The following is a 22,586-nucleotide window of genomic DNA, read 5'->3' as shown; positions in this document are numbered from 1 at the left end:
CGAGTTCACTTTCATGATCGAGTCTAGTGCCCATAATCTGACTCTGGAACGTAAGCCGTTCAATTGGATCGCAGCGATTAGCTGGGTTGTACTTTTCTCCCTGCTGGGCTGGGGTTGGGACGCGGCAGAAATCAATCCGCTGGTACTGATTACCGAAAGCGGCAACATGGCCGAATTTGCCGCAGATTTCTTTCCTCCTGATTTCGGTGATATCGGTTTTTACCTGGAAGAGATGGTTATCACCATCCATATAGCGCTCTGGGGCACCGTACTCTCCATTATTTTGTCCGTGCCTTTCGGAATTCTCAGTGCCGAAAACCTGATGCCGGTCTGGGTTTATCAGCCGGTGCGCCGTTTGATGGATGCCACTCGTGCGATCAACGAGATGGTGTTCGCCATGCTGTTTGTTGTTGCCGTAGGGCTTGGTCCCTTTGCCGGCGTGCTGGCGCTGTTCGTTCACACCACTGGTGTGCTAGCCAAACTCTTTTCTGAAGCAGTGGAAGCGATTGACCCGGGCCCCGTGGAAGGGGTTCGTGCCACCGGCGCCAATATGCTGGAAGAGATTCTCTATGGCGTGATTCCCCAGGTGCTGCCGCTGTGGATCTCCTATTCACTCTATCGTTTCGAATCCAATGTTCGCTCCGCCACCGTGGTAGGCATGGTCGGTGCCGGCGGCATCGGTGTGATTCTCTGGGAGAGCATCCGTGGTTTCCAGTTTCAGCAAACCTGCGCGGTGATGATCGTCATCATTATCAGCGTGACGCTCACTGACCTGCTGTCTCAGCGGTTGCGCAAGGCATTTATCTGAGATGAATGCTGCTATCTGAGGACATGTATAGACAAATGGCCCTGTATCTAAAAATCGCAACTCAGTTGCGTAACGAAATTATCTCCCAGTACAGCGCCGGTGACCTGTTGCCGCCGGAAAGTCGCCTGGCCGATCGTTTCTCGGTCAATCGACATACAGTTCGGCGAGCTATTGATGAGCTGGTTCAGGATGGACTGGTGCGTCGCTACCAGGGACTGGGATGCAAAATTGTGCAGACGCCGATCGACTATGCCCTGCATGACCGGGCGGCGTTCTCTCATAACCTCAACCAGATCGGGTTGGGGCTCGAAACCGAGGTGCTTCACTGCAAGCGAACAACATTGCCGGAGACATTGGCCCAGCAGCTGGATATGGCGCCGGACACTCGAATTCACGAGCTAAAAACCCGACGTCTGATTGAGGGTGAGCCGGTCTGCCTTATCCGTCACTACCTGTTCGGGCTGTCCGATGATGCGTTGAGCACCTTCGGGGGTGGATCGCTGCATCAATTCCTGCGCGATAACTGGGAAATCGAGCTGCGCAGAGGTACCACCCGTCTGCGGGCGCGTATGCCTACTTTCCAGGAGTGCGATCAGTTGTCGATCACGCGAGGCGTGCCCGTCATGGAGGTGCATACCCGCAACCACTGCCGGCAGACCGATGAATTGCGGGAATACTCCATCGCTCGCAGTCGCAGTGATCTTTTTGAATACAGTGTGGAACCCAAACCATGAATACCGCCATAGAACAACGCCAGCACTGGATGTCGGTGTTGGCCAAAGCCCCGGTTGAGGTGCTTCTGGAGTTGTCCGAAGAGGCCATCAAAGAGGTGAGTTTTGAGTTGATCCGAGCACCCGAGATCGGATTGACCCAGGTCCGCGCTCGGATGGGTAACAAGGGCGAACGCTTCAATCTGGGTGATATGACGCTTACTCGCTGTGTGGTGCGGTCCTCGCTGGATACTGTGGGGTACAGCTATATCGCCGGTCGCAATAAGACCCATGCGCTTCGCGCAGCTCAGCTCGATGCGCTGCTGCAGGATCCACAGATGGGGGAAACCTTGATTGCTCGCGTAATACAGCCGATCGAATCGATGCTCTCCAAAGCGCGCAGCCAGAAACGCCGTGAGACCGATGCGACCCGTGTCGACTTCTTCACGCTCGTCAGGGGGGAGGACTGAGATGACTGATACCCAACTGCAAAAGGGTTTTACCGAGCCGGTACGCGATGCTCAGCAGGCATTCCGACAGCTCCTGAAAGTGATGAGTGAACCCGGTGTCATCCGCACACTTGATTATGCCGATGCGTTAGCGGAGCTGTCGCCGGCAGCACTGAGCACGCTGCTATCGTTGATGGATCAGACCACAGGGCTCTGGTTAAGTCCGTCGCTGGACACTGACCTGATCCGCACCAACCTCAATTTTCACGCTGGGGCTCCCTGTGTGGATGAGCCGGCCGAGGCAGATTTTGTGATGGCGAAGGCGGGCGAACTGACCTCGCTCGACGGACTCAAGATCGGCGAGCCCGAGTATCCTGATCGCAGCTGCACACTGGTAATCCAGGTTGATCGCATTGAGCCGGACTGCGGCGACAGCGAATTGTTGACGCTGCAGCTCAGTGGGCCCGGAATACCGGGTCGGCGCAAACTCTCGTTGAGCCATCCGGGCGAAGCGCTGCTTGCTTATCTTCAGCAGCGTCCTGATCCCTTCCCGCAGGGGCTGGACATGATTCTGGTGAGTGGTACCCAGGTAGCCGCCATTCCCCGCACGACTCAAGTGGAGGTGATCTGATGTACGTCGCAGTCAAAGGGGGCGAAAAGGCGATCCGCTCTGCCCACGAGTTACTGGCCCGGCGCCGTCGCGGCGGCGATGAGCAGCCTGAGCTGGCGGTTTCCCAGATTGAAGAGCAGTTGTCACTGGCGGTGGACCGGGTGATGACCGAGGGCTCGGTTTACGATCCTGAGCTGGCGGCTCTGGCGATCAAACAGGCGGCCGGGGATCTGGTGGAAGCGATTTTTCTTCTGCGCGCCTATCGCACCACGCTAAACCGTTTCTACAGCAGTGAACCGATCAATACCGACGCCATGGAAATAGAGCGTCGAATTTCCGCTACTTACAAGGATCTGCCGGGCGGACAGGTGTTGGGGCCAACATTCGACTACACCCATCGTCTGCTCGACTTCGCGCTCTTGGCCGAGGGGAAGGTCGGGGAGCTGACCACCGAAGAGATGGCTGAGCGTGTAGAGGAGTCCATGGCCCGAGTCTCCCAGCTGCTGGAGCAGGAAGGCCTGATGGTTTCCGAGTTGGACACCGGCTCTGAGCCTGCCGATATCACCCGCGACCCGCCTACCTATCCCAGTGATCGCAGCGCCCGGATGCAGGCGCTGGTCCGTGGCGACGAGGGCTTTCTGTTGGCTCTGGGGTACTCCACCCAGCGCGGCTATGGCCGCAACCACCCCTTTGCCGGAGAGATCCGCATCGGTGAGGTGGATGTGAGCATCGTACCGGAAGAGCTGGGATTCGAGGTGGAGATCGGCTCGATCCAAGTCAGCGAGTGCGAGATGGTCAACGGCTTTACCCGGCTTGAAGAGGGCGAGGTCAAGTTCACCCGTGGCTATGGTCTTGGCTTTGGTCAGTGCGAGCGCAAGGTGATGTCGATGGCACTGGTTGATCGTGCCCTGCAGGCCGGCGACTACGACGAGGAGGTCAAGTCTCCGGCTCAGCAAGAGGAGTTTGTGCTCGCCCATTGCGACAACGTGGAAGCAGCCGGTTTCGTGTCCCACCTGAAGTTGCCCCATTACGTGGATTTCCAGTCGGAGCTGGAGTTGATACGGCGAATTCGCCAGGCCGATGCGGCGTCGCAAGAGGAGAATCAATCATGAGTCGTTCCCCCATCAGAGCGGGCTACAACTTCGCCTATCTCGATGAACAGACTAAACGGATGATCCGTCGGGCGCTGCTCAAGGCGGTGGCCATTCCCGGTTACCAGGTGCCTTTCGGCGGCCGTGAAATGCCCATGCCCTATGGCTGGGGCACCGGAGGTATGCAGGTCACAGCAGCGGTTGTCGGTGATGATGACTGCCTGAAAGTGATCGATCAGGGTGCCGATGACACCACCAACGCGGTGAGTATTCGAGCATTTTTCCGTGACCTGACAGGGGTGGAAACTACCGAGCAGACCGAAGAGGCGACCCTGATTCAGACGCGTCACCGAATTCCGGAAAAGCCACTGCACGAGGATCAGATCCTGATCTACCAGGTGCCGATCCCGGAGCCGCTGCGCTTTATCGAACCCAGCGAGGTGGAAACACGCAAGATGCACGCGCTGGAGGATTACGGCGTCATGCACATCAAGCTGTACGAAGATATTGCCCAGTTTGGCCATATCGCTACTGCCTACGCCTATCCGGTGCAGGTCAACGGTCGTTTTGTGATGGATCCGTCGCCGATTCCCAAATTCGACAATCCCAAGATGGACAATTCACCGGCACTGCAGCTGTTTGGGGCTGGGCGCGAGAAACGGATTTACGCCGTACCGCCCTACACCGAAGTACGCAGTCTGGACTTTGAAGACCACCCGTTTGAGGTTCAGCGCTGGGAAGCGAGCTGTGCCATCTGTGGCTCCGAGGAGAGCTTCCTGGATGAGGTGGTGATGGATGACCAGGGTCACCACGAGTTTATCTGTTCCGATACCGATTACTGCCGGACGCGCCTGGCCCTGCAGGAGGAGAGCGCATGAGTACCGAACCTTTATTACAGGTGAGGGATATCACCAAGCTCTATGCGGCGAACAAGGGGTGTGCCGACGTCAGCTTCGATCTCTACCCCGGTGAAGTGTTGGGCATTGTTGGCGAATCAGGCTCCGGCAAGTCGACCCTGTTGAGCTGCCTTTCGGCACGCCTGGCCCCGGATAGTGGCTCGATCCACTATCACAATCGGCACGGGGAGTGTCTGGATCTGTACAGCCTGAGTGAGTCACGTCAGCGTCAGTTGCAGCGAACCGAATGGGGCATCGTGCATCAGCATGCCAGGGATGGTCTGCGTATGGGCGTTTCTGGCGGCGCAAATATTGGCGAGCGGCTGATGGCCACCGGTGAGCGCCACTACGGCAACCTGCGTGCGACCGCCGAGCAGTGGATGGGCGATGTGGAGCTGGATATCGACCGCATCGACGACAAGCCGACCACCTATTCAGGGGGGATGCAGCAGCGTCTGCAGATCGCCCGCAATCTGGTGACCCATCCGCGCCTGGTGTTCATGGATGAGCCTACTGGCGGCCTGGACGTCTCTGTGCAGGCGCGTCTGCTGGACCTGCTGCGACGCCTGGTGACCGAGCTGAATCTGGCGGTGGTCATTGTTACCCACGACCTAGCGGTGGCGCGTCTGCTGGCGCAGCGGTTGATCGTTATGCGTCGGGGGCAGGTGGTGGAGACGGGGCTGACCGATCAGGTTCTCGATGATCCTCAACACGCCTATACACAGTTGCTGGTCTCCTCGGTGTTGACCCCCTGATTTTGGAGCGATGAACATGCAAACCATGATTGAAGTAAAGGGGCTCACCAAGGTGTTCACCCTGCATAACCAGGGTGGTATCCAGCTCCCTGTTTTCAGCGGAATCGATTTTAGAGCGCACCAGGGTGAGTGCACCGTACTCTTTGGTGAGAGTGGCTCCGGTAAAAGTACATTGCTGCGTTCGCTCTACGCCAACTACCTACCCACCAGTGGCAGCATCCGGGTCCGTCATCGTGGTGAGATGGTGGAGCTAACCGGTGCACCCAGTCAGACATTGTTGGATATTCGCCGTGAGACCATCGGCTATGTGAGTCAGTTCCTGCGCGTCATTCCCCGTGTATCCACACTGGATGTGGTTGCGCAGCCCCTGCGCGAGCGCGGCGTGGAGCAGACGCTTGCTCATCAGCGAGCCGGTGAGCTGCTTGAGCGCCTGCATATCCCTGAGCGTCTTTGGTCATTGCCGCCGGGCACCTTCTCCGGTGGCGAGCAGCAGCGCGTCAATATCGCCCGTGGTTTTATTGTCGACTACCCCATTTTGCTGCTCGATGAACCCACTGCATCGCTGGACCAACGTAACGCCAATATTGTTGTCGAGCTGATCCGGGAAGCGCGTCAGCGCGGCACCGCGCTGGTCGGTATCTTCCATGACGCCGATGCCCGTGAGGCGGTTGCCGACCAGATATTTGAAATCGATCACACCCGAAAATCTGCAAACAGGGCTGCATCATGATTCTTACCAATGCCAAGATCGTTCTTAGCAACGAGGTGATTAATGGCAGCTTGCACATCAATCGGGGCTGCATCGAGGCAATAGACTCCGGCGGTGTCAGTCTGCCCGGTGCCGTAGACTGTGAAGGTGGCTACCTGATGCCGGGTATGGTCGAGCTACACACCGACAATATGGAAAAACACTTCACGCCCCGTCCCGGTGTAGCCTGGCCAGGCATGCAGGCGTTCAAAGTGCATGACGCTCAGATGATCAGTGCAGGCATCACAACGGTGTTTGATGCGATCTCCGTGGGTGATGTGGTGGAGGGCAGCGAGCGCCTGAATAATCTCAGCCGCATGGCGGATGCACTGCATGCAAGTCGCGACCGGGGGCTGACCCGCGCTGATCACCTGCTGCATCTGCGTTGTGAAGTAAGTCACCAGGATACGTTGCACAACTTCAGAACTCTGCTCGAGTCGCACCCGCCACAGCTGGTCTCGATCATGGATCACTCGCCGGGCCAGCGTCAGTTCGCCAATATCGATAAATACCGTCAGTACTACCAGGGCAAATACAAAATGTCCGATAGCGAGATGGAAGCGTTTATCGTGCGCCAGTCTGAGGCAAGTAATCTCTACAGTACCGATTATCGTCGTGCGATTGCCGATATCTGCCTTGGGCTGGGAATTCCGTTGGCCAGCCATGACGATGCCACGCTGGAGCATGTGACCGAGTCACTGGAGCATGGCATGGTAATCGCTGAATTTCCGACCACTGAGGTGTCGGCACGGGAAGCTCATCGCCATGGCATGGCGGTATTGATGGGGGCGCCCAATGTGGTTCGTGGCGGCTCTCACTCTGGTAACGTCGCTGCCCATAGTCTGGCCAGCGAGGGGTTGCTGGATGTTCTTTCCAGTGATTACTACCCGGCCAGCCTGCTTGATGCTGCCTTTAAACTGGCGGCAGATGAGCGTAATGGATATGACCTGGCTGCCGCCACGCGCCTTGTCAGTCAGCGTCCAGCCCTGGCAGCAGGGCTTGAGGATCGTGGCGAAATCGCCATTGGTAAGCGCGCTGATCTGGTTTGGTACGAAGGGCTTGAGGATCACGCCCATATCAAGCATGTCTGGAAAGATGGCGGCCGGGTATTCTGATCATGGCACACCTGTTTTACCTGATGGGCCCCTCGGGCAGTGGCAAGGACTCGCTGATCACCGGTCTGCGGCATCGGTTGGGTGGGCAGAGTCCGCTGCTGTTCGCTCACCGCTACATCACTCGATGTTGGCAGTCCGGCGGCGAAAACCATGTGGAGCTTTCGGAACGGGAGTTTGACCAGCGGATGAAGTCCGGTCTCTTCCTGTTGCACTGGAGTGCCAATGGCTGCCGCTATGCTGTCGGAAGAGAAGTGGAGTACTGGCTTGGCTCGGGTCACTCGGTGCTTGTCAACGGCTCACGCGGCCACCTCGATCAAGTGCGGCAATGCTTCGGAGCGACGCTGGTGCCGGTGCTGGTATGCGTAGAGCCAGAGCAGCTCAGAGAGCGGCTGACAGCACGCGGACGAGAGAGCGCCGAGCAGATTGAGGAGCGGCTCGAACGCAATCGGCTGTTTCAGCAGCAGCTGGAAGGGCAGGCTGAGCTTCTCGACAATAGCGGTGATCTCGAACAGAGCGTGATCCAGCTGACCCGGTTGGTTCGGCGTTATGGCGGAGCGCCAGTGGATGCTTGAGTTCGAGTTTCTGGGTACAGGCAATGCGGGTGGCGTGCCGTTGTGGGGCTGTCATTGTTCCGCGTGTGAGTCGGCGAGGCAGGACTCCCGGTTACGGCGAAAAAGCGCGTCTGCAGTCATCCGTTGTGGGCAAAAGGCGACCCTGATCGATGCCGGCATAACGGAGCTGGCTGAATATTTTCGCTTTGAGGAGGTAGAGCGGGTTCTGCTGACTCACTTTCATATGGATCATGTGCAGGGCTTGTTTCCGCTGCGCTGGGCTGAATGTGGGGAGCGGATCCCGGTCTACCGGCCGGATGATCCTGAAGGCGCCGATGACCTCTACAAGCACCCCGGTGCTTTTGAGTTTTTACCTCCCAGTGAGCTGTTTCGCGAGATAGATTTCGGTGAGTTTTCCGTAACGCCACTACCGCTGATCCACTCCCGCGTTACCCAGGGATTACTGATTCGGAAGGGCAACTGGCGTCTGGCCTACCTCACGGATACCGTTGGCCTGCCGGACCAGACACTGGAACATCTGCAAGCCTATCCGCTGGATGAGCTGGTACTTGATTGCAGCGAGCCGCCCAGAGAAGCACCGCCACGTAATCACAATGATCTGAATGCGGCCCTGTCGACCTGGCGTGAAACGGGCGCCAAACGATTGTGGCTGACTCATATCAGTCATCGACTGGAGAACTGGTTGATGGAGGGAGGCAAATTACCCGATGGCGTAGCACCGGCTTACGATGGCTTGATTTTAAGCCCCTCACATGACTTTTGATCCGCAACTCGCGATTCTGATTTCAGTGGCGATGCATGTAACCTGGAACCTGATTGCTCGTCATCAGCCTGCTGCGGCATTGCCGCTCTGGTGGGTACTGCTGGCTCACCTGCTGCTGCTAGCACCCTGGGGCTTCTGGTCGCTGCTAACCCGTGTTGATTGGAACCCGGATTTGCTGCTGCTACTTGCTACCTCGGCGCTGGCAAACAGCCTCTACTTCCTGGGGTTGCATCACGCCTATCGCAGGGCGTCCGCAGCACTGGTGTATCCATTGGTTAGAAGCTCGCCTTTGCTTATAGCGCTATGGAGTCTGCTTCTGCTGGACGAGCGGCTCTCCGGCACGGCGTGGTTGGGCATCGGTATCAGCGTTGCGGGGTTGTTGGTCATGGCCCGCAGCGCAGATGCTGGAGAGGGGCAGGGAGCACTACCCTGGGCATTTCTGGCCATGTTTGCCACCAGCGTCTACTCCATGAGCGACAAAGAGGCCGTTCAACATCTGCCCGATATGGGGTCTGTGATCGGGTTTATCTCCGTGGGTTATCTGCTCTCCTGGCTTACTATAACGATGCTGCTCAGAAAGGAAGCGGGGCGCTGGTGGCCCGAGGCGAATATCGGCCTGGGTCCCATGGTTATTGGCGGGCTCTGTGTAGGATTAGCCTATGCGCTGGTGGTCTATGCCATGCGTAGTCTGCCATCGGCGGTGGTAGTGGCCTTCTCCAACACAGGTATCGTCATCGCGGCGCTGATCTCTATCTTCTGGTTCCAAGAGTTCACAGCGTGGAAAAGTCGCCTGATCGGCAGTGTTGTGATTTTAGTCGGGATCCTGTGCCTGAAACTTGCTTGATTGGGGGGGGGGGATGCTCAATCGTCCGCGACGGGGTTGAGCTCCGGTAACGGGGCTATGCACTTTCTGGCTCGCGCTCCGCTGGGCGAGATCGGTGTCCCTGGCAGGATCGGGGTAGGATTGAGGGCGCGTGTCCCTGTCCAGCAAGGTGGGGTTCAAGAATGCGGTCAACATCAAAATGATAACCCCGACCAAGCACCACAGGGCCACGCCGATATTGGTGTTCTGATATTCGGTGATAGTGAACGACGGTGTTTCTTTTAGTCCACGCTCAAAACGCTACGACCTTTTACCCAAACACGTTTGATCGACAGTGGGGAACCGTCCAGACGATCCAGCAGCAGTAGATCTGCATCCTTGCCTTCCTCTATCGAACCGGTCACATCGTCAATACCAAGGGCTTTCGCCGGGCCGGTACTGACCCGTTGCCATGCGGACTCAAAGCTGCAAAGTCCTTCTTGGGCGGCGACAAAGGGTGCTCTGAAAAGAGAGGCGTAGTGGTAATCACTGCATAGCAGATCGGCGCAATCGTTCTGTATAGCATCCGCAGCCGCCAGTGCTCCAATGTGAGAGCCTCCCCGCACCAGGTTGGGTGCTCCAACCAGAACCGATACTCCCTTATCGCGCATGGCACTGGCCACTTCCAGAGTGAGCGGGAATTCGGCAATGGACACACCGAATGCTACTGCCCGCTCTACATCCTCCTGATTCCCATCGTCATGGCTGGCGATGGGAATCCCATGCTGACGCGCCAGGGATGAAAGTTCACCAAGCTGTTCCAGGCCGGTTTCACGCCGGGTCTGAAGCCCGGCGATAAAGGTATCGAGTTCTTCATCACTCATCTTCAGGCGCCGGGAAATACTGGTTTTGAAGCGTTTTACCTTGTACTCGTCGTCTGGCAGGGGCAGATGATTATTCAACGACAGTAGGTCGATTCGCCCTCCGCTCAACCATTCGCACAGCTCCTGATGGTCCTCAGTGTTCACCTGCTCATGGCGAATATGGATTCGGGTATCACATTTCAGCTGTTGCTTGTGCTTTTCGATCAGCGATAGCAGCTCACGTACCGTCTTACGCGAGCGCATCCCCGGCTCAAAGCCATCAGTAATGCTGAAATAGAATGTGGTAATACCGGCGCCCACCAACAGGTGATCGTTGGTCGCCAGGGCGAGATCAAGTGGAAACTCGCTGCCCGAACGTGGTGAAATCTCGCGCTCAAACGCATCACCATGGGAGTCGATAATGCCGGGCAGCAGGTAAGGGAGCTCCGGATCCGGTGTATCCACCTGTGGTTTTATAAAATGGATCTGGGCGATAAGCCCATCCTCCAACACGACCTGATCGGCAATGGCCCAGCCATTTGGAGTAAGCAGGTTCACCTGTCCGGTACGTTGTTGAAGTGGCTGTGAAAACTCTAGCATGGATTGATTACTCTTTATAATTCAATGACGTGTTTGGAATGTTCTGACTAATAATCAGAGGCACTTTTCTCGTGCCCAGCCACTCAGACGCTCGACGCCGTATACCAGGACAAACACCATCAAGATGATGGTCGCGGCCTGGTCGTAGCGGAACATCTCCATCGATACAGCCAGCTCTGCCCCGATACCGCCGGCCCCGACAAGACCCAGTACCACAGAGGAGCGAACCGCTTTCTCCAGCGAGAAGAGGCTGGAGTTGATCATGCTTGGCGCGGCTTCTGGCAATATTGCGACGACCCAACGGTCAAAGGTGTTTGCACCGATCGCTTTCAACGCTTCGTTGGGCTGAGGGTCTGCTTCCTCAATAGCCTCGGCAAAAAAGCGAGCACAGAAGCCAATGGTATCGACGATCAGCGTCAGCACCCCGGCAAAGGGACCCAGCCCTACAGAGGCGACAAAGAAGAGTGCCCAGGCCAAATCGGGGATTGTTCTGACTAGGCTGACCCAGGCACGTACCAGGCGGTAAACCAACGGGTGGGGAGAGGTGTTGCGCGCTGCCAGGAAAGCCAGGGGTAAGCTCAACAAAATGCCGATCACTGCACCAACAAGAGCCATCTGCAGGGTGACAAAGACCGACTTGGCGATGGGCCAGACACGTTCGGTATCTGGCGGCATCATCTCCGACATAATCACTCCCATATTGGGAATTCCCTCGATCAGATTGTTGAGGGAAAATTCCGACCCATAGAGAGCCCAACTGAAAAAGCCGATGAACAGTACAAAAAGCAGCCCCGATAACCACCCTGGATTATCGAAACGGCTCGGCATCACCGACGCAGAAGCGTCAGACTTAATAGCCATAGAGAACCTATCGTCAGAAGAAATCTTTGAGTTCGGACAGCGAGCAGTACTCAACGGGAGCATTTAACTTCACGCTTTTGTCGCGCAGACCAACTATCCGGTCCGAGAAGGTATGTGCATGGGACATGTCGTGGGAAACCATGAGTACCCCAAGGTTCTGCTCATGGCTGAGCCGCTGCAGAAGCTCCATGATTTCATTGCCTGACCGGGGGTCCAGACTGGCTGTTGGTTCATCGGCAAAGACCATTTCTGACCTTTGCATAAGTACCCTGGCAACAGCCACTCGTTGTGACTGACCTCCAGAAAGTTGATCAGCCCTACGCAGGGCAAGATCCTGTAGACCAACCTGCTGCAGACACTGGTAAGCGGCCTCCCGCTGATCGTTCGGCGCGAGCGCTTGAGCCCACAAGCGTGGCCCAGAATGTCGACCTAGTGCGCCATGTAGGACGTTTGAAAGCACGCTCATGCGGCCGATCAATTGATGTTTCTGAAATACGAAACCTACGCGTGTGCGGGCTTTTACCAACTGCCGGTGTGAAAGGGCAGTCAGTTCGCACTGCCCAATCTTCACCGAACCGCTATCCGGCTCGACCAGGCGTACACAGCATCTCAGCAGTGTACTTTTGCCTGCTCCGTTGGGGCCTATGATTGATACCACCTGCCCTTTGGGTGCTTCAAAATTGACATCGCGGAATATCACTTCCTGTCCGTCGTAGCATTTGCTGAGCGAAGTAACGCTCAGCAAGGGGGTTGCGGGCTTCGCAACAGTCCTCAAACCACTCTCGATAGCGCTAGCCATTCCCATATTCATCGCAACCCCCTCAAACGTTTACTCAGTCGCCGATGAAGTCGGCATATTCAGGGTAACCGGCGGTCGCATACATGGAGCGGACATAATCGTAGTCACTGTCCTGGATACCGGTCAGGAATTTCATTCCGGTATACTTTTTGTTGTCATCACCGGCCAGAATTGCAGCTATCAGTTCCTGGGAGTTTTCGGTGAATGCGGTGCGCATACGGTCAATGACAGCGGAATCCACATGTTCCCCGGACATCAGAACATCATTGGGCAAATCTGGACCACGTGCGATTACACGGAATGCGCCGGCTTCCAGTCCATCCTCTTTTTCAGCTTCCTTATCTCTTAACTTCAGGAAGTTAAGATGGTTCATGCCAACAGCAGCCACATCACCGCGCTTGAGGGATTCCCAGCCAACAGTGATCTTGGTGTGAATCTCGTCAATATCTTCACGGCTCAGTTGGTAGTCAGCCAGTGCCTGCATGGGTCCCAGGTGCTTTGAGGTGGAACCGACAGAACCAAAAGCGACTTTCTGTCCGGCCAGGGATTTCACATTGGAATAGGGGCTGTCGGATAGGGTAATAACGCTGGCGAAGTAATCGGGACGTGAAAAGCCTACAACGATATTAGCGTTGGTACGCTTTTTAATAACGACATACTCAGCGGGGCCGGTCATTACGAAATCGACTTTTTTGAAACGTAGTGCTTCCACCGCCGCAGTACGGTTGGTGACCGGGTAAAACTCAATATCGTCACCGGTCTTTTCTTCCAGGACCTTAACGAACTGACCGAATTCTCGTTGCAGTTCTTCCATGCCAACCAAGTCTGTCACTGCAAGCTTTACAGTTTCTGCTTGTGCGGCAAGAGAAGCCATACCAAGCACTGCCCCGGCGGCTAAAGACATCAAGCGGTTCATACTTCTTCCTTTAGATTTGAAAATTAATTTGGAAGAAGTCTATACAAGTTATATGACTGACTCAGTGACTTAAAATTTCAGTTACGTTTAAGGGTGGATACAATATTCTGACGGAAATCCTTCAGTTAAATTACGGTGCCGTGAATGAGAAAATGCATCTATTATTTAAGCCCTGTCAGCTTAAAGGGGGCATTATTTTTCAAATCCCAGATTAGGAGCAGAGCAAAATTTTATAATGTCCGCTATTTGCTGTAGCGGCGGTTGAGGCAGATTCTACCGAATGTCCGCTTTAAGGATTTCAGTTCGATCCTGTTACGTCAGTAAAGTGCGTGAAGAAGATTCTTTACTATCAGAGGACGGCTGCCCGTTTGGTAGCGATAGCTGGCACTTGCAGCTCTCATATCCAGGCGTTTAAAAAGGCCACCACCAGGGGGACGATCCCAGGCTATCCCTGCAGCCTCTGAGCTGCTCTCCATACATCCGGGCGTTCGCATCAACGTTCCTGGCGACCCTGACCAGCCAGCCCTTGCGGTTGTAGGTTTTCCGTTTCCAGCCTCCATGTCCTTCGTGGTACGCCAGATACTGGTTGTATGCGTCCCATTTGGAGATGCCCAGGGTGCGTTGAGACAGGTCGGCATACCACCCCATGAAATCGACGGCATCATCGTAATCATCACGGTCGGCTCCCCAGTTGCCCGTCTTATCCTTGTACCAATCCCAGGTACCGTCCTTCACCTGAGCATAGCCGTAGGCGCTGGACACACGCCACCACATCGGGATGCCCAGAAAAGTATCTCTTGGCGGGGCGGCATCATGCCTAAAACTTGATTCCTGCCGCATAATCGCCAGCTGTACCTGGATCGGTAATCCGTATTTCTGTTCAGCATCCAGGGATGCATCGAACCAGTCGGGCTTCTCGCGAAAGATTCTGCACGCGTTTTCCACGTTGGAGGGCGGTGAACTGGCACAGGAAGCCAGCAAGAGAGAGGACGCCAGGAGTAAAAAACTTTTCCGCATACACACATCAGAAATCAGATTGAAAAGGCAGGTGGCTATGAAGTCACCTTAGCGAAGCAACGCCAATTGTCTCACACTTTGGGTTCAGTCTAACTGATGCGTCCTTGACCTGCCCCCGACATTTACTCCAACCGGCTTCTGTTTATGTCGTTGGTTTACCGACACTTTTCACCAATTAAAGGCCACCCCTTCGCCGCTGTCGGTTGCTGCAAAAGGGTGGCTGGAGGCGTTTCTGCCGGATCAGTCCTGATCGGCTCGCTCTGTCAGGGTAGGTATCTCGGTGTTGTCAATCTGGTCTGCTTTGGCAGCCAAACTTGCCTGGGCCTCTGTTTTCTGCGAGATCCAGTAGGCCAGATCCACCTGGATGTTCTCCAGCTGTGAGGCCAGGTTGGTTGACTGGATCGTCATCAGCGATATCCACTGGCCAACCAGATCGCACTGCTGCTCCATGTATTTGGACAGGGTGTTGGCCTTTTTGAGCTGGCTTGCTTCGTTGGCGATCTGATTGGCGCCCTGCATCCACTGCTCGTTCTGCTCCATGAAGCGGCCGGCGATGGCCTGTTGCAGCTGGAATAGCTCGGACAGGGTATCGGGCTCACCTTTTGCCAGTGACATAAAGAACGGCATGCCGCGGCTCAGGCTGGTGCTTTGCAGGTTCAGGCTGTTATTGACCAGCGTTTGCAGTTGGCTGGTGCGATTCGACATCGCCGCCGCTGAATTGACGAACAGGGCCTGAGGCGAGAGTTTCAGGTCAGGATCATGCGGTATGGTTCGAGGTAGCTTCATTGTTGTAATCCCTTGACTGGAGTCTGTGTCTTCAGGCCGCTGGCTTGGTCGCGCGCTTTTCGCCCAAACGTTCGAGCATCCTGTTTATTGCCTTTATCTGGATCGCATTTTGGGAGTAATAATCCGGATTCTGCGGATCTTCGCTGGTATAGCCCCACCAGTCCCAGCAGCCATCCGGGTTCTGAACACCGTTACCATCGGCGCCCTGCGCCTGGGGGTAGAGAATGATCAGGTTGTTGCTGTCGGCGATCTGGTTGTAACCGGTGGTGGTGAAGTAGCGATTACCGTAGGGGGGCGAGTTTTGATAGTCCGGTTTGCCGTTCACATAGTTGATGTAGTTGTAACCCTGCTTGCAGCCATGCAGCGCGATATGCACCCGGCATTTCGCGCCCTCGGCGACCGCTTTGGGAATATAGGCATAGGCAAAGTCGCTCATGCTGGCCCGCTCCCGGTCCTGCTGCCGATTGTCGGGATCGAAAAACTCGCTCTGGTCGAACCGCACAATACTGCCGGACAGCTGTTCCGACGGATCTTCCAGATCACCGTAGATATGGCTGAGAATGTCCCAGGACTGCATAAAGCCGCCGTTGTTGATGTACGGCGGCTGATTCAGTGAGAGTGCGCTGTCCTCCGGGTTATCGGTGATGATCGAATGACCGGCGGGGATATCGTCCACATAGCGTATGTTTTTGACCGGAACGCCCAGCCGTTTGTAGAACTCTCGCGTGGTATTGACCACATCGGACTGGACCACTTTATCCTCCGAACCGGTGAAGATGTAGATCCTGTTTTTGGAGAGGTGTTTCAGATCGTCGATCAGGCCTGCATCTGCCGTCTCACGTGCGACCTGTACCAGCTTGTCGGGGTTGGGGCCGGTTTGCGGGATCAGCGGGTTCATGCAGGTGTACAGTGCATTCAGCGTAAAGGCATCCTCGGCGATCATCGCCGCGGCCCGGAACGATTCTGCACAGCGGAAAGGTCCACCGGCGATGATGCCGGCGCCAACAAATCGGGATGAATGCGCCAGGTGCATCTGTACTGTCATGAAGGCTCCGGATGACAATCCGGAGATCGAGCTTTGCGACAGGTCGGCACCAAATCCTTCCAGCCGCGGCGCAGTGGTTGTTTTTGTTGAGCTCGGCATAACGACTCCTATCGATTACTGGTGGTATGCGTGGGGTAGCGGTGTTCGGCAGCGCCGACAGCCCATGCATGTGACTCGGTTGATCGAAGTGAAACTCGCCTTTTACGCGGACATCAACAGGCTACAGGTGGACTGTGCTGCTGCCGTCTGCGCGATTAAGACAAATAACGGGTTAACCCGACACCGCCTGGTAACGGCGAGGTTCAGATTTACGTTTTGCTGATACAAGTTGTGCTGAGACAACAGGGGCGTTTCCGGAGCTATCCGGCGGGAGATCACCCTTGCCAAGAGAAGGGGCCTGCCGGTTATGGTTATAGTCCTTTGGGCCAGCGATCCATTGCTGCCTCCGGAAGGAAGGTTCCTGTTCTCGAGTGTAACAGCGAGTCTTGTATATGTCTGTCGGAATACTGTGCTCGATCAGTGTTACATCTGTGCAGTAGAGATCGGAGAAGTCCCGGTGCGGGAAACAACCTGAGGTTCTAAGTGATATGTGTATCGAAATAAACAGCTGAGGCTCAGCAGCCGGTCCGCTTATGAACATCACAGAGGCAGGAGCGGGCTATCCATTCCCGGGGTGTTTGAAGAAGCCGCTCGCTAACAACACGGCAGCAGAGCGGCTTGCCGGATTGACTGCTGCGAACCTGTCAAATCTTCTCGTCGTGAATAAAACTGTTCAGGCTGTCGTAATCCCAGGGCTCGCCGTCGGGTCTTAAATGGCCGTGCTCGTTAAGCTTGTCCACCATAACCTTGACGTTGTCCCCCTTCTTGCGCAGCCCTTGCACAAAGTGCAGCGCTTCATCGTGTTTGGCTGTCAGTTCCGGGTCTTCTGCTGCGTCGCTCTTGTGCTTCACAACAACCTTGATCGATTTGCTCATGACGTGGTCCCTGTATTGAGCCTTAGGTGCCTTTAGCATGGCTCGAGAAGCGGCATTGCTCAAGCGCTCGCGTCCCAGGGATAGGGCTTCATCAGTGGTTTGCTGCCGCGAATCAAAGCTGTGTCAGGTTCAGTGAATATCTTGAGGTGAGGTGGGGGGATCTCGGCGGGGGCGCTGCTCCTGCTGAATAGGGGGCAGACAAAAAAAGAGGAGCCCGAAGGCTCCTCGATAAGCGTCACTGACAGGGAGTGATTAGATAAAGCCTTCGGCTTTCAGATCTTCCATGGTCGCTTCGATGCTTTCGCGCAGGGTGGCGACCAGGAAGTCGATGTTCTCTTTGCTCAGGGTCAGCGGCGGAGAGAGCACGTTCATGTGAGCCAGCGGACGTACGATCAGACCGCGCGCCTGGCAGTGGTCGGCGATACGGTTACCGACCTTGGCGTCCGGGTTGATCAGTTCCTTGGTCTCTTTGTTCGCCACGTTCTCGATGCACATCATGAACTTGCGACCGCGCACATCACCGACGATCGGCAGATCGATCAGGGTTTTCACCTGGTCTTCGAAGTACTGACCCATATCCTTCACATGGCCGCAGAGGTTCTCGCGTTCCATGATCTCGATATTCTTCACGCCAGCCGCACAGCTGACCGGGTGGCCGGAGTAGGTGAAGCCGTGGGTGAACAGGGCGCCGTCCGCCTGGGGCTTGCTGATGACGTCGTAGATCTCGTCAGACAGGATTGTGGCACCCAGCGGCAGGTAGCCGGAGGTCAGGCCCTTGGCGCAGGTGATGATGTCCGGCACGATGCCAAACTCGTCTTCGGAGGCGAACATGTGGCCCAGGCGGCCGAAGGCGGTGACAACCTCGTCGGAGACGTACAGCACGCCATACTTGCGGCACACATCGAGGGTTTTCTTGTGGTAACCCTCGGGCGGAACGATAACGCCACCGGCACCCATGATCGGCTCGGCGAAGAAGGCAGCCACGTTGTCAGGACCCAGTTCCAGGATCTTGTCTTCCAGTTCCTGTACTTTCTCGTCACAGAACTCTTCGATGCTCTGGCCTGCCGGACGACGGTAGGGGTTAGGGCAGGAGATGTGCGACACCAGCTGCTCTTCGATATCGAAGCCGATGTGGTCGAATTTCACGCCGGTGATCGACATCGCCATGTAGGTGCTGCCGTGGTAGCCATCGATGCGTGAAATGATCTTCTTCTTGCTCTTCTTACCGAGCTGGTTGAAGTAGAAGTGGATGATACGTACCGCGGTATCGTTGGCGACGGAACCGCCGCAGCCGTAAAACACGTGGTTCAGGTTGCCCGGCGCCAGCTCTGCCAGTTTGGCAGCCAGCTGCGCTGCAGGCACAGTCGTGTGGTGACCGAAGCAAGAGTAATAGGGGATCTGGCGGATCTGGTCTGCGATCGCCTGCGCCATCTCTTCACGGGCATAGCCGATGTTTACGCACCAAAGCCCACCGATACCGTCCAGGTATTCGCGGCCTTCGCCATCTTTGACGTGCACATTGTCACTGTCGGCGAGTACCAGGGAACCCTCTTCTTTGAAGGTGGAGAAATCTGTCCAGGGATGGATGTAGTGGTCTCTGTCCTGCTGCCACACCTGCTGCATATCGGTTGTTTGCTTGTTGGGCATTTTCGAGAGTACTCCTGAATTTCTATTCTTAGCTGTTTGACCCCTCCAACCTTATCGGGGCCAGGGGTATTGATAAAATATTATTTTCCTCGATACAGGATTAGTAAAAGTGATGCAGAGCTCTGGTGCTGCTTCTTTCATTCTAGCCCCATAACGAGAAAGCCCCCGCACGCGGCGGGGCGTGCGGGGGCCAGGTTTTAGCCTTTAAGCGCTGAGCGCCTGTAAGGCTTACTCTGCGTTCAACGCTTTCTCTATCGGCTCGGCTTTGAACAGTGGTTTCTTCATCACCAGTTTTACCCAGAAAACCGCGATAACTGAGACGATGGCGAGAACGATACCGGCTGCGCCAAAGATCTGGCCGCTGAGTTCCGGCGCCGGCGAGGCATAGTAGATCGCATAGACCATACCGGCGATGCCAAGAATCTGCGGCAGCGGGTAGAAGGGCGTTTTGTACGGGCGCTTCAGATCCGGGTAACGCTTGCGCAGCACCATAACGTTGATGTGCGTGATGATGTAGGCGATCAGCCAGGCGATCGCGGCGGAGATCAGCAGCAGCCCGATAGCGTCCGGATTATCACCCATGAAGATCATTGGCAGGCCGGTGATTGCTGCAACGAAGAGCACCGCTACCCAGGGGGTGTTGGTACCGGGCAGACACTTCTTCAGCTGCGGAAACGCCTGACCGTTCTGTGCCATGCCGTAAAGCATGCGGGGAATGGCGGCAAGCGAGGTGTTAACGGTACTGCAGGTGGCGGTAATCGCGGCTACTGCAAGGAAGATCAAGCCGGCGTCACCGAACACCGCCTTGGCGAAATCGTAGTGCGGCAGCGGGGAGGAGGCGAGCTGGTCGGCCGGGATGTAGAACAGCGCACCCAGGCAGTAGATCGCGATGGTGACGAAAATGATGCTGACGCCGATGATCATGGAACGCGGGATGTTGCGCTCGGGGTTCTTCGCGTCTTCAACCAGCGGGCAGACGAACTCTGCACCTACATAGCCCCAGATGGCCAGAGCCACCAGCGAAATCACACCGGCGCCCAGCGGGTTCCAGTCGGCGGTCAGTTCGATACCGGCCGGGTGCGGGTTGGCGAAGCCGCCCACGGCGCTGAGGCCCAGCATCAGCAGTACCACCACCATAATGAACGCCAGAGCGGACTGGAGCTTGGCAAAGATGTCGATACCCATCAGGTTGAGCACGGTGAACACGCCGAGCAGACCAAAGCCCAGTGTCATCGGCGGGAACAGTCCGGGGTAGATCTTCTCAATGATGAAGTCGACCAGCAGCAGCTCGGCGGAGAGTGCAAACATGGCGACCACAACGTAGCCAGAAAACACGGCGAGTATGGCCGGGAAGTGGCCGATGGATACCTCGGTATAGCTGCTGAGGCTGCCGGCCCGGGGGATCATCAGGGAGAGTTCGGAGAAGGAGAAAACGTAGGTCAGGGCGAGCAGGAAGCCGATGGCGAGCGGGATGATAAAGCCAAGTCCGGCGATACCGGCGCCCTGCAGCATTAGGACCATGACGCCCTGGGAGACGACCAGACCGACGGCAACAGCAAGTAGTGAGCCCAGGCCCAGTACTTTACTGAAGCCTTTCTTGCTCTCGACCTTACAGGATGAATCTGCGGTTAGTGATTGGGAGTCAGACATATTTGCTCCTGATTAGTTTTTATAGTGTAGCTTTCAGGTGGATGACAAACGTTTTGGTCTGCGTGGGCATTGAGTGTCTCAGTCCCCGCCGCAGGCCGAAGCATTTACCTTCCGGTAGCTACGCCGTTAGCTGATGTATCAGCTTCTCCATAAAGAGCTCACAGCTCTGTAGCTGGCTCCCATGGATAAACTCGTCGGGTTTATGGCCCTGGTCCATGCTGCCGGGACCGCAAACCACTGTGGGTATACCCAGAACCCGGCTGAATAAGCCGCCCTCTGTGCCAAAGTTGATGCTGCCCGGCTCGTTTTCCTCGGTCAGGCCGCGCACGAAGGCGACAACTTCGGCGTCGTCTGCGGTGCTCAGGCCCGGGTATTCAGTGGTGATGTCGATATCGATGTCACACGTCTGATCGATCTCGCGCATCTCGGCAATCAGCGTGTCGGCATAGGCTTTAAAGTCCGCCATCATGGCGTGAGGATCATCGGCAGCGATATTTCTGATTTCGAACAGGAAGGAACACTGGTTGGGGACGATATTGAGCGCCGTGCCTCCCTGCACCGTGCCGGTATGTACGGTGCTGTAGGGAATGTCGTAGCCCTGTTCGAAAGGTCCCTGGTCGCGTTTGTCATGTGCCAGCTGTTCGAGCCAGTTAATGAGCCGGGCGGCGTAGTTCACCGCGTTGACTCCCCAGGGAGCCATGCCGGAGTGGCACTCCTTACCTTTTACCTTAACCCTGGCTGCCAGCTTGCCTTTGTGTGCAGTTACGACCTGCATACTGGTGGGCTCACCGATGATGCAGATACCGGGTTTCAGAGGATGCTTCTTGAGCATGTCGATCATCCGGCGTACGCCAACACACCCGATCTCCTCATCGTAGGAGAAGGCCAGGTGGATCGGGGTATGCAGATCGCGTTTGACGATCTCGGGTACGGCCGCCAGAACTACCGCGATAAAGCCTTTCATATCGCTGGTACCACGACCGTAATAGCGACCGTCTTCTTCACTCAGTTCGTAGGGGGCTTTATGCCAGTTCTGGCCGGTTACCGGCACGGTGTCGGTATGGCCGGATAACATGACACCGGGTTTATCCTGGGGGCCGAGGGTGGCGTAAAGGTTGGCTTTATTCTCTTCTTGGTCGTAGATCAGCTGGCTTTCGACACCCTGATTTTTGAGGAATGTCTGGATATAGCCCATCAGCGCGAGATTGGAGTTGGCGCTGGTGGTATCGAAGCCAATCAGGTTACGAAGAACCTCAAGAGTTAATGCGTTTGCCATTTCACGTCCTGAACTGAGTGTAATCGGTAAAGCGGTTATCGAAACTCAGGATAGGGCGGCGTAGATCATTCTTAAAATATTATTAATCTCTCGCTTGCATTCAAAAAACTTATAAAGAAGGCAGCAAGGCGCTGAGAAGGGTATCCACAAGGCGTACCTGGCGCTGTCTTGTGGATACCGATTGGCCTCTACGGGTCACCCGGAACGCCATAGCGTTCGGCATTGAGCGGATCTTGGGCGCGGGTGATATACGCCTGCATCTGGGGCTCATAGTTTCCCCAGATCATGTTCAGCTCATGGATGGGGTCGATATGCCAGTCCACCCTGAGATCGACAACGGGCCAGTGCTGGTCGGCACAGACCTGGACGCCAGCAGAATACACCGGTCCCATTTCTCCGCCCGCTTTTGACCCGGCGGAAAGGGCTTCCAATAAACGGCTGGCCAGGTGGCCCTTGCTGGATAGAAAGGCATCGACCATCGCCTGGGGTACATCCTCGTTTGCCAGCAGGTTACCCATTGCCAGGCAACCTCGATTCACTTGGGTGCAGTGGATGCCAAGGCTCTCCTGGCCGCTGAACGTGATACCTTCGCCCCGGGCGTCGAGTACCCCCAGTTGACGCCACTGGATGGCGCTGTCAGCCTGGTGAAGGAGCTGCATGACACGGTCGGGGGTATGACCGAGCTGCAGATAGTCCAAGGCCATTGGACCGAGGTTCGGGTTCGTGACGTTTTGGGTGAGTGCAACTCCGGTGCCTGTTCTTACGAAGGCACAGCGGCTTGCGACTGCGATGCTGGAGGAGCTGATTGCACAGCCAAGCATTCCGGTCTCTGG

At 56.1% G+C, this 22,586-nt stretch carries 24 protein-coding genes; 12 read left to right on the top strand and 12 right to left on the bottom strand.

Going from position 1 to position 22,586, the window contains the following annotated elements; genetic code table 11:
• The first annotated feature begins 13 nt into the window (after nucleotides 1–13).
• Genes phnE (ACQUQP_RS18030) through ACQUQP_RS17975 form a run of 12 tightly spaced genes read left to right on the top strand, consistent with a single transcriptional unit; the run spans nucleotide 14 to nucleotide 9,361 of the window.
• Nucleotides 14–808, top strand: a complete 795-nt coding sequence (gene phnE, locus ACQUQP_RS18030) for a phosphonate ABC transporter, permease protein PhnE (protein WP_432696419.1) — start codon at nucleotides 14–16, stop codon at nucleotides 806–808.
• Between the two features lie 35 nt (nucleotides 809–843).
• Nucleotides 844–1,542 carry a phosphonate metabolism transcriptional regulator PhnF gene (gene phnF, locus ACQUQP_RS18025; RefSeq protein WP_432696418.1) on the top strand — a complete coding sequence of 233 codons (699 nt, stop codon included), beginning with the start codon at nucleotides 844–846 and terminating at the stop codon, nucleotides 1,540–1,542.
• Nucleotides 1,539–1,988 (top strand): phosphonate C-P lyase system protein PhnG, encoded by a 450-nt coding sequence (gene phnG / locus ACQUQP_RS18020; RefSeq protein ID WP_432696417.1) that lies wholly within the window; start codon nucleotides 1,539–1,541, stop codon nucleotides 1,986–1,988. Before phnF ends, phnG begins: the two co-directional genes overlap by 4 nt.
• Nucleotide 1,989: 1 nt before the next feature.
• Nucleotides 1,990–2,598: a phosphonate C-P lyase system protein PhnH gene (phnH, locus tag ACQUQP_RS18015; RefSeq protein ID WP_432696416.1), complete on the top strand. Its 609-nt coding sequence runs from the start codon at nucleotides 1,990–1,992 to the stop codon at nucleotides 2,596–2,598.
• The gene (locus ACQUQP_RS18010; protein WP_432696415.1) at nucleotides 2,598–3,689 is read left to right on the top strand and encodes a carbon-phosphorus lyase complex subunit PhnI; all 1,092 of its coding nucleotides are present in this window, start codon (nucleotides 2,598–2,600) and stop codon (nucleotides 3,687–3,689) included. The genes phnH and ACQUQP_RS18010 overlap by 1 nt, the downstream gene beginning before the upstream one ends.
• Entirely contained in the window at nucleotides 3,686–4,546 is an 861-nt protein-coding gene (locus ACQUQP_RS18005) for an alpha-D-ribose 1-methylphosphonate 5-phosphate C-P-lyase PhnJ (RefSeq protein ID WP_432696414.1), read from the top strand. Before ACQUQP_RS18010 ends, ACQUQP_RS18005 begins: the two co-directional genes overlap by 4 nt.
• Nucleotides 4,543–5,319, top strand: coding sequence for a phosphonate C-P lyase system protein PhnK (phnK, locus tag ACQUQP_RS18000; protein WP_432696413.1), 777 nt, complete (start codon nucleotides 4,543–4,545; stop codon nucleotides 5,317–5,319). Before ACQUQP_RS18005 ends, phnK begins: the two co-directional genes overlap by 4 nt.
• A gap of 16 nt (nucleotides 5,320–5,335) precedes the next feature.
• A complete protein-coding gene (gene phnL / locus ACQUQP_RS17995) occupies nucleotides 5,336–6,049 on the top strand; it encodes a phosphonate C-P lyase system protein PhnL (protein ID WP_432696412.1) in 714 nt (237 codons plus the stop codon).
• The gene (gene phnM / locus ACQUQP_RS17990; RefSeq protein WP_432696411.1) at nucleotides 6,046–7,182 is read left to right on the top strand and encodes an alpha-D-ribose 1-methylphosphonate 5-triphosphate diphosphatase; all 1,137 of its coding nucleotides are present in this window, start codon (nucleotides 6,046–6,048) and stop codon (nucleotides 7,180–7,182) included. Before phnL ends, phnM begins: the two co-directional genes overlap by 4 nt.
• Nucleotides 7,183–7,184: 2 nt before the next feature.
• On the top strand, nucleotides 7,185–7,754 hold the full coding sequence (phnN, locus tag ACQUQP_RS17985) for a ribose 1,5-bisphosphokinase (protein WP_432696410.1): 570 nt from the start codon (nucleotides 7,185–7,187) through the stop codon (nucleotides 7,752–7,754).
• Complete coding sequence (gene phnP / locus ACQUQP_RS17980) at nucleotides 7,729–8,517, top strand: phosphonate metabolism protein PhnP (protein WP_432696409.1); 789 nt, start codon at nucleotides 7,729–7,731, stop codon at nucleotides 8,515–8,517. Before phnN ends, phnP begins: the two co-directional genes overlap by 26 nt.
• Nucleotides 8,507–9,361 carry an EamA family transporter gene (locus ACQUQP_RS17975; RefSeq protein WP_432696408.1) on the top strand — a complete coding sequence of 285 codons (855 nt, stop codon included), beginning with the start codon at nucleotides 8,507–8,509 and terminating at the stop codon, nucleotides 9,359–9,361. Before phnP ends, ACQUQP_RS17975 begins: the two co-directional genes overlap by 11 nt.
• 260 nt (nucleotides 9,362–9,621) lie before the next feature.
• Here ACQUQP_RS17975 and ACQUQP_RS17970 read toward each other — a convergent pair whose 3' ends face one another.
• From ACQUQP_RS17970 to ACQUQP_RS17915, 12 genes are all read right to left on the bottom strand, one after another.
• Nucleotides 9,622–10,782: an alpha-D-ribose 1-methylphosphonate 5-triphosphate diphosphatase gene (locus ACQUQP_RS17970; RefSeq protein WP_432696407.1), complete on the bottom strand. Its 1,161-nt coding sequence runs from the start codon at nucleotides 10,780–10,782 to the stop codon at nucleotides 9,622–9,624.
• 54 nt (nucleotides 10,783–10,836) lie between these two features.
• A complete protein-coding gene (gene phnE, locus ACQUQP_RS17965) occupies nucleotides 10,837–11,643 on the bottom strand; it encodes a phosphonate ABC transporter, permease protein PhnE (RefSeq protein ID WP_432696406.1) in 807 nt (268 codons plus the stop codon).
• 13 nt (nucleotides 11,644–11,656) lie between these two features.
• Nucleotides 11,657–12,454, bottom strand: a complete 798-nt coding sequence (locus ACQUQP_RS17960; RefSeq protein WP_432696405.1) for a phosphonate ABC transporter ATP-binding protein — start codon at nucleotides 12,452–12,454, stop codon at nucleotides 11,657–11,659.
• Nucleotides 12,455–12,476: 22 nt separating this feature from the next.
• Nucleotides 12,477–13,358 carry a PhnD/SsuA/transferrin family substrate-binding protein gene (locus ACQUQP_RS17955; protein ID WP_432696404.1) on the bottom strand — a complete coding sequence of 294 codons (882 nt, stop codon included), beginning with the start codon at nucleotides 13,356–13,358 and terminating at the stop codon, nucleotides 12,477–12,479.
• A 411-nt stretch (nucleotides 13,359–13,769) separates the two neighbouring features.
• Nucleotides 13,770–14,339 carry a transglycosylase SLT domain-containing protein gene (locus ACQUQP_RS17950; RefSeq protein ID WP_432696403.1) on the bottom strand — a complete coding sequence of 190 codons (570 nt, stop codon included), beginning with the start codon at nucleotides 14,337–14,339 and terminating at the stop codon, nucleotides 13,770–13,772.
• 276 nt (nucleotides 14,340–14,615) lie between these two features.
• Nucleotides 14,616–15,161, bottom strand: coding sequence for a hypothetical protein (locus ACQUQP_RS17945; protein ID WP_432696402.1), 546 nt, complete (start codon nucleotides 15,159–15,161; stop codon nucleotides 14,616–14,618).
• Between the two features lie 31 nt (nucleotides 15,162–15,192).
• On the bottom strand, nucleotides 15,193–16,305 hold the full coding sequence (locus ACQUQP_RS17940) for an extracellular catalytic domain type 2 short-chain-length polyhydroxyalkanoate depolymerase (RefSeq protein WP_432696401.1): 1,113 nt from the start codon (nucleotides 16,303–16,305) through the stop codon (nucleotides 15,193–15,195).
• A gap of 644 nt (nucleotides 16,306–16,949) precedes the next feature.
• Nucleotides 16,950–17,180, bottom strand: a complete 231-nt coding sequence (locus ACQUQP_RS17935; RefSeq protein WP_432696400.1) for a hypothetical protein — start codon at nucleotides 17,178–17,180, stop codon at nucleotides 16,950–16,952.
• 252 nt (nucleotides 17,181–17,432) lie between these two features.
• Entirely contained in the window at nucleotides 17,433–18,827 is a 1,395-nt protein-coding gene (locus tag ACQUQP_RS17930; RefSeq protein WP_432696399.1) for an aminotransferase, read from the bottom strand.
• A 228-nt stretch (nucleotides 18,828–19,055) separates the two neighbouring features.
• Nucleotides 19,056–20,477 (bottom strand): APC family permease, encoded by a 1,422-nt coding sequence (locus tag ACQUQP_RS17925; protein ID WP_432696398.1) that lies wholly within the window; start codon nucleotides 20,475–20,477, stop codon nucleotides 19,056–19,058.
• Between the two features lie 118 nt (nucleotides 20,478–20,595).
• Nucleotides 20,596–21,753: an acetylornithine deacetylase gene (argE, locus tag ACQUQP_RS17920; protein ID WP_432696397.1), complete on the bottom strand. Its 1,158-nt coding sequence runs from the start codon at nucleotides 21,751–21,753 to the stop codon at nucleotides 20,596–20,598.
• 188 nt (nucleotides 21,754–21,941) lie between these two features.
• Nucleotides 21,942–22,574, bottom strand: coding sequence for a DUF1028 domain-containing protein (locus tag ACQUQP_RS17915; protein ID WP_432698718.1), 633 nt, complete (start codon nucleotides 22,572–22,574; stop codon nucleotides 21,942–21,944).
• Nucleotides 22,575–22,586 lie beyond the last annotated feature (12 nt).

Origin of the sequence: Marinobacterium sp. YM272 (assembly GCF_050908845.1) — a bacterium.
GTDB lineage: Bacteria > Pseudomonadota > Gammaproteobacteria > Pseudomonadales > Balneatricaceae > Marinobacterium_D.
Note: the sequence above shows the minus strand (reverse complement) of the source record. Positions and strands in the feature narration are given on the sequence as shown.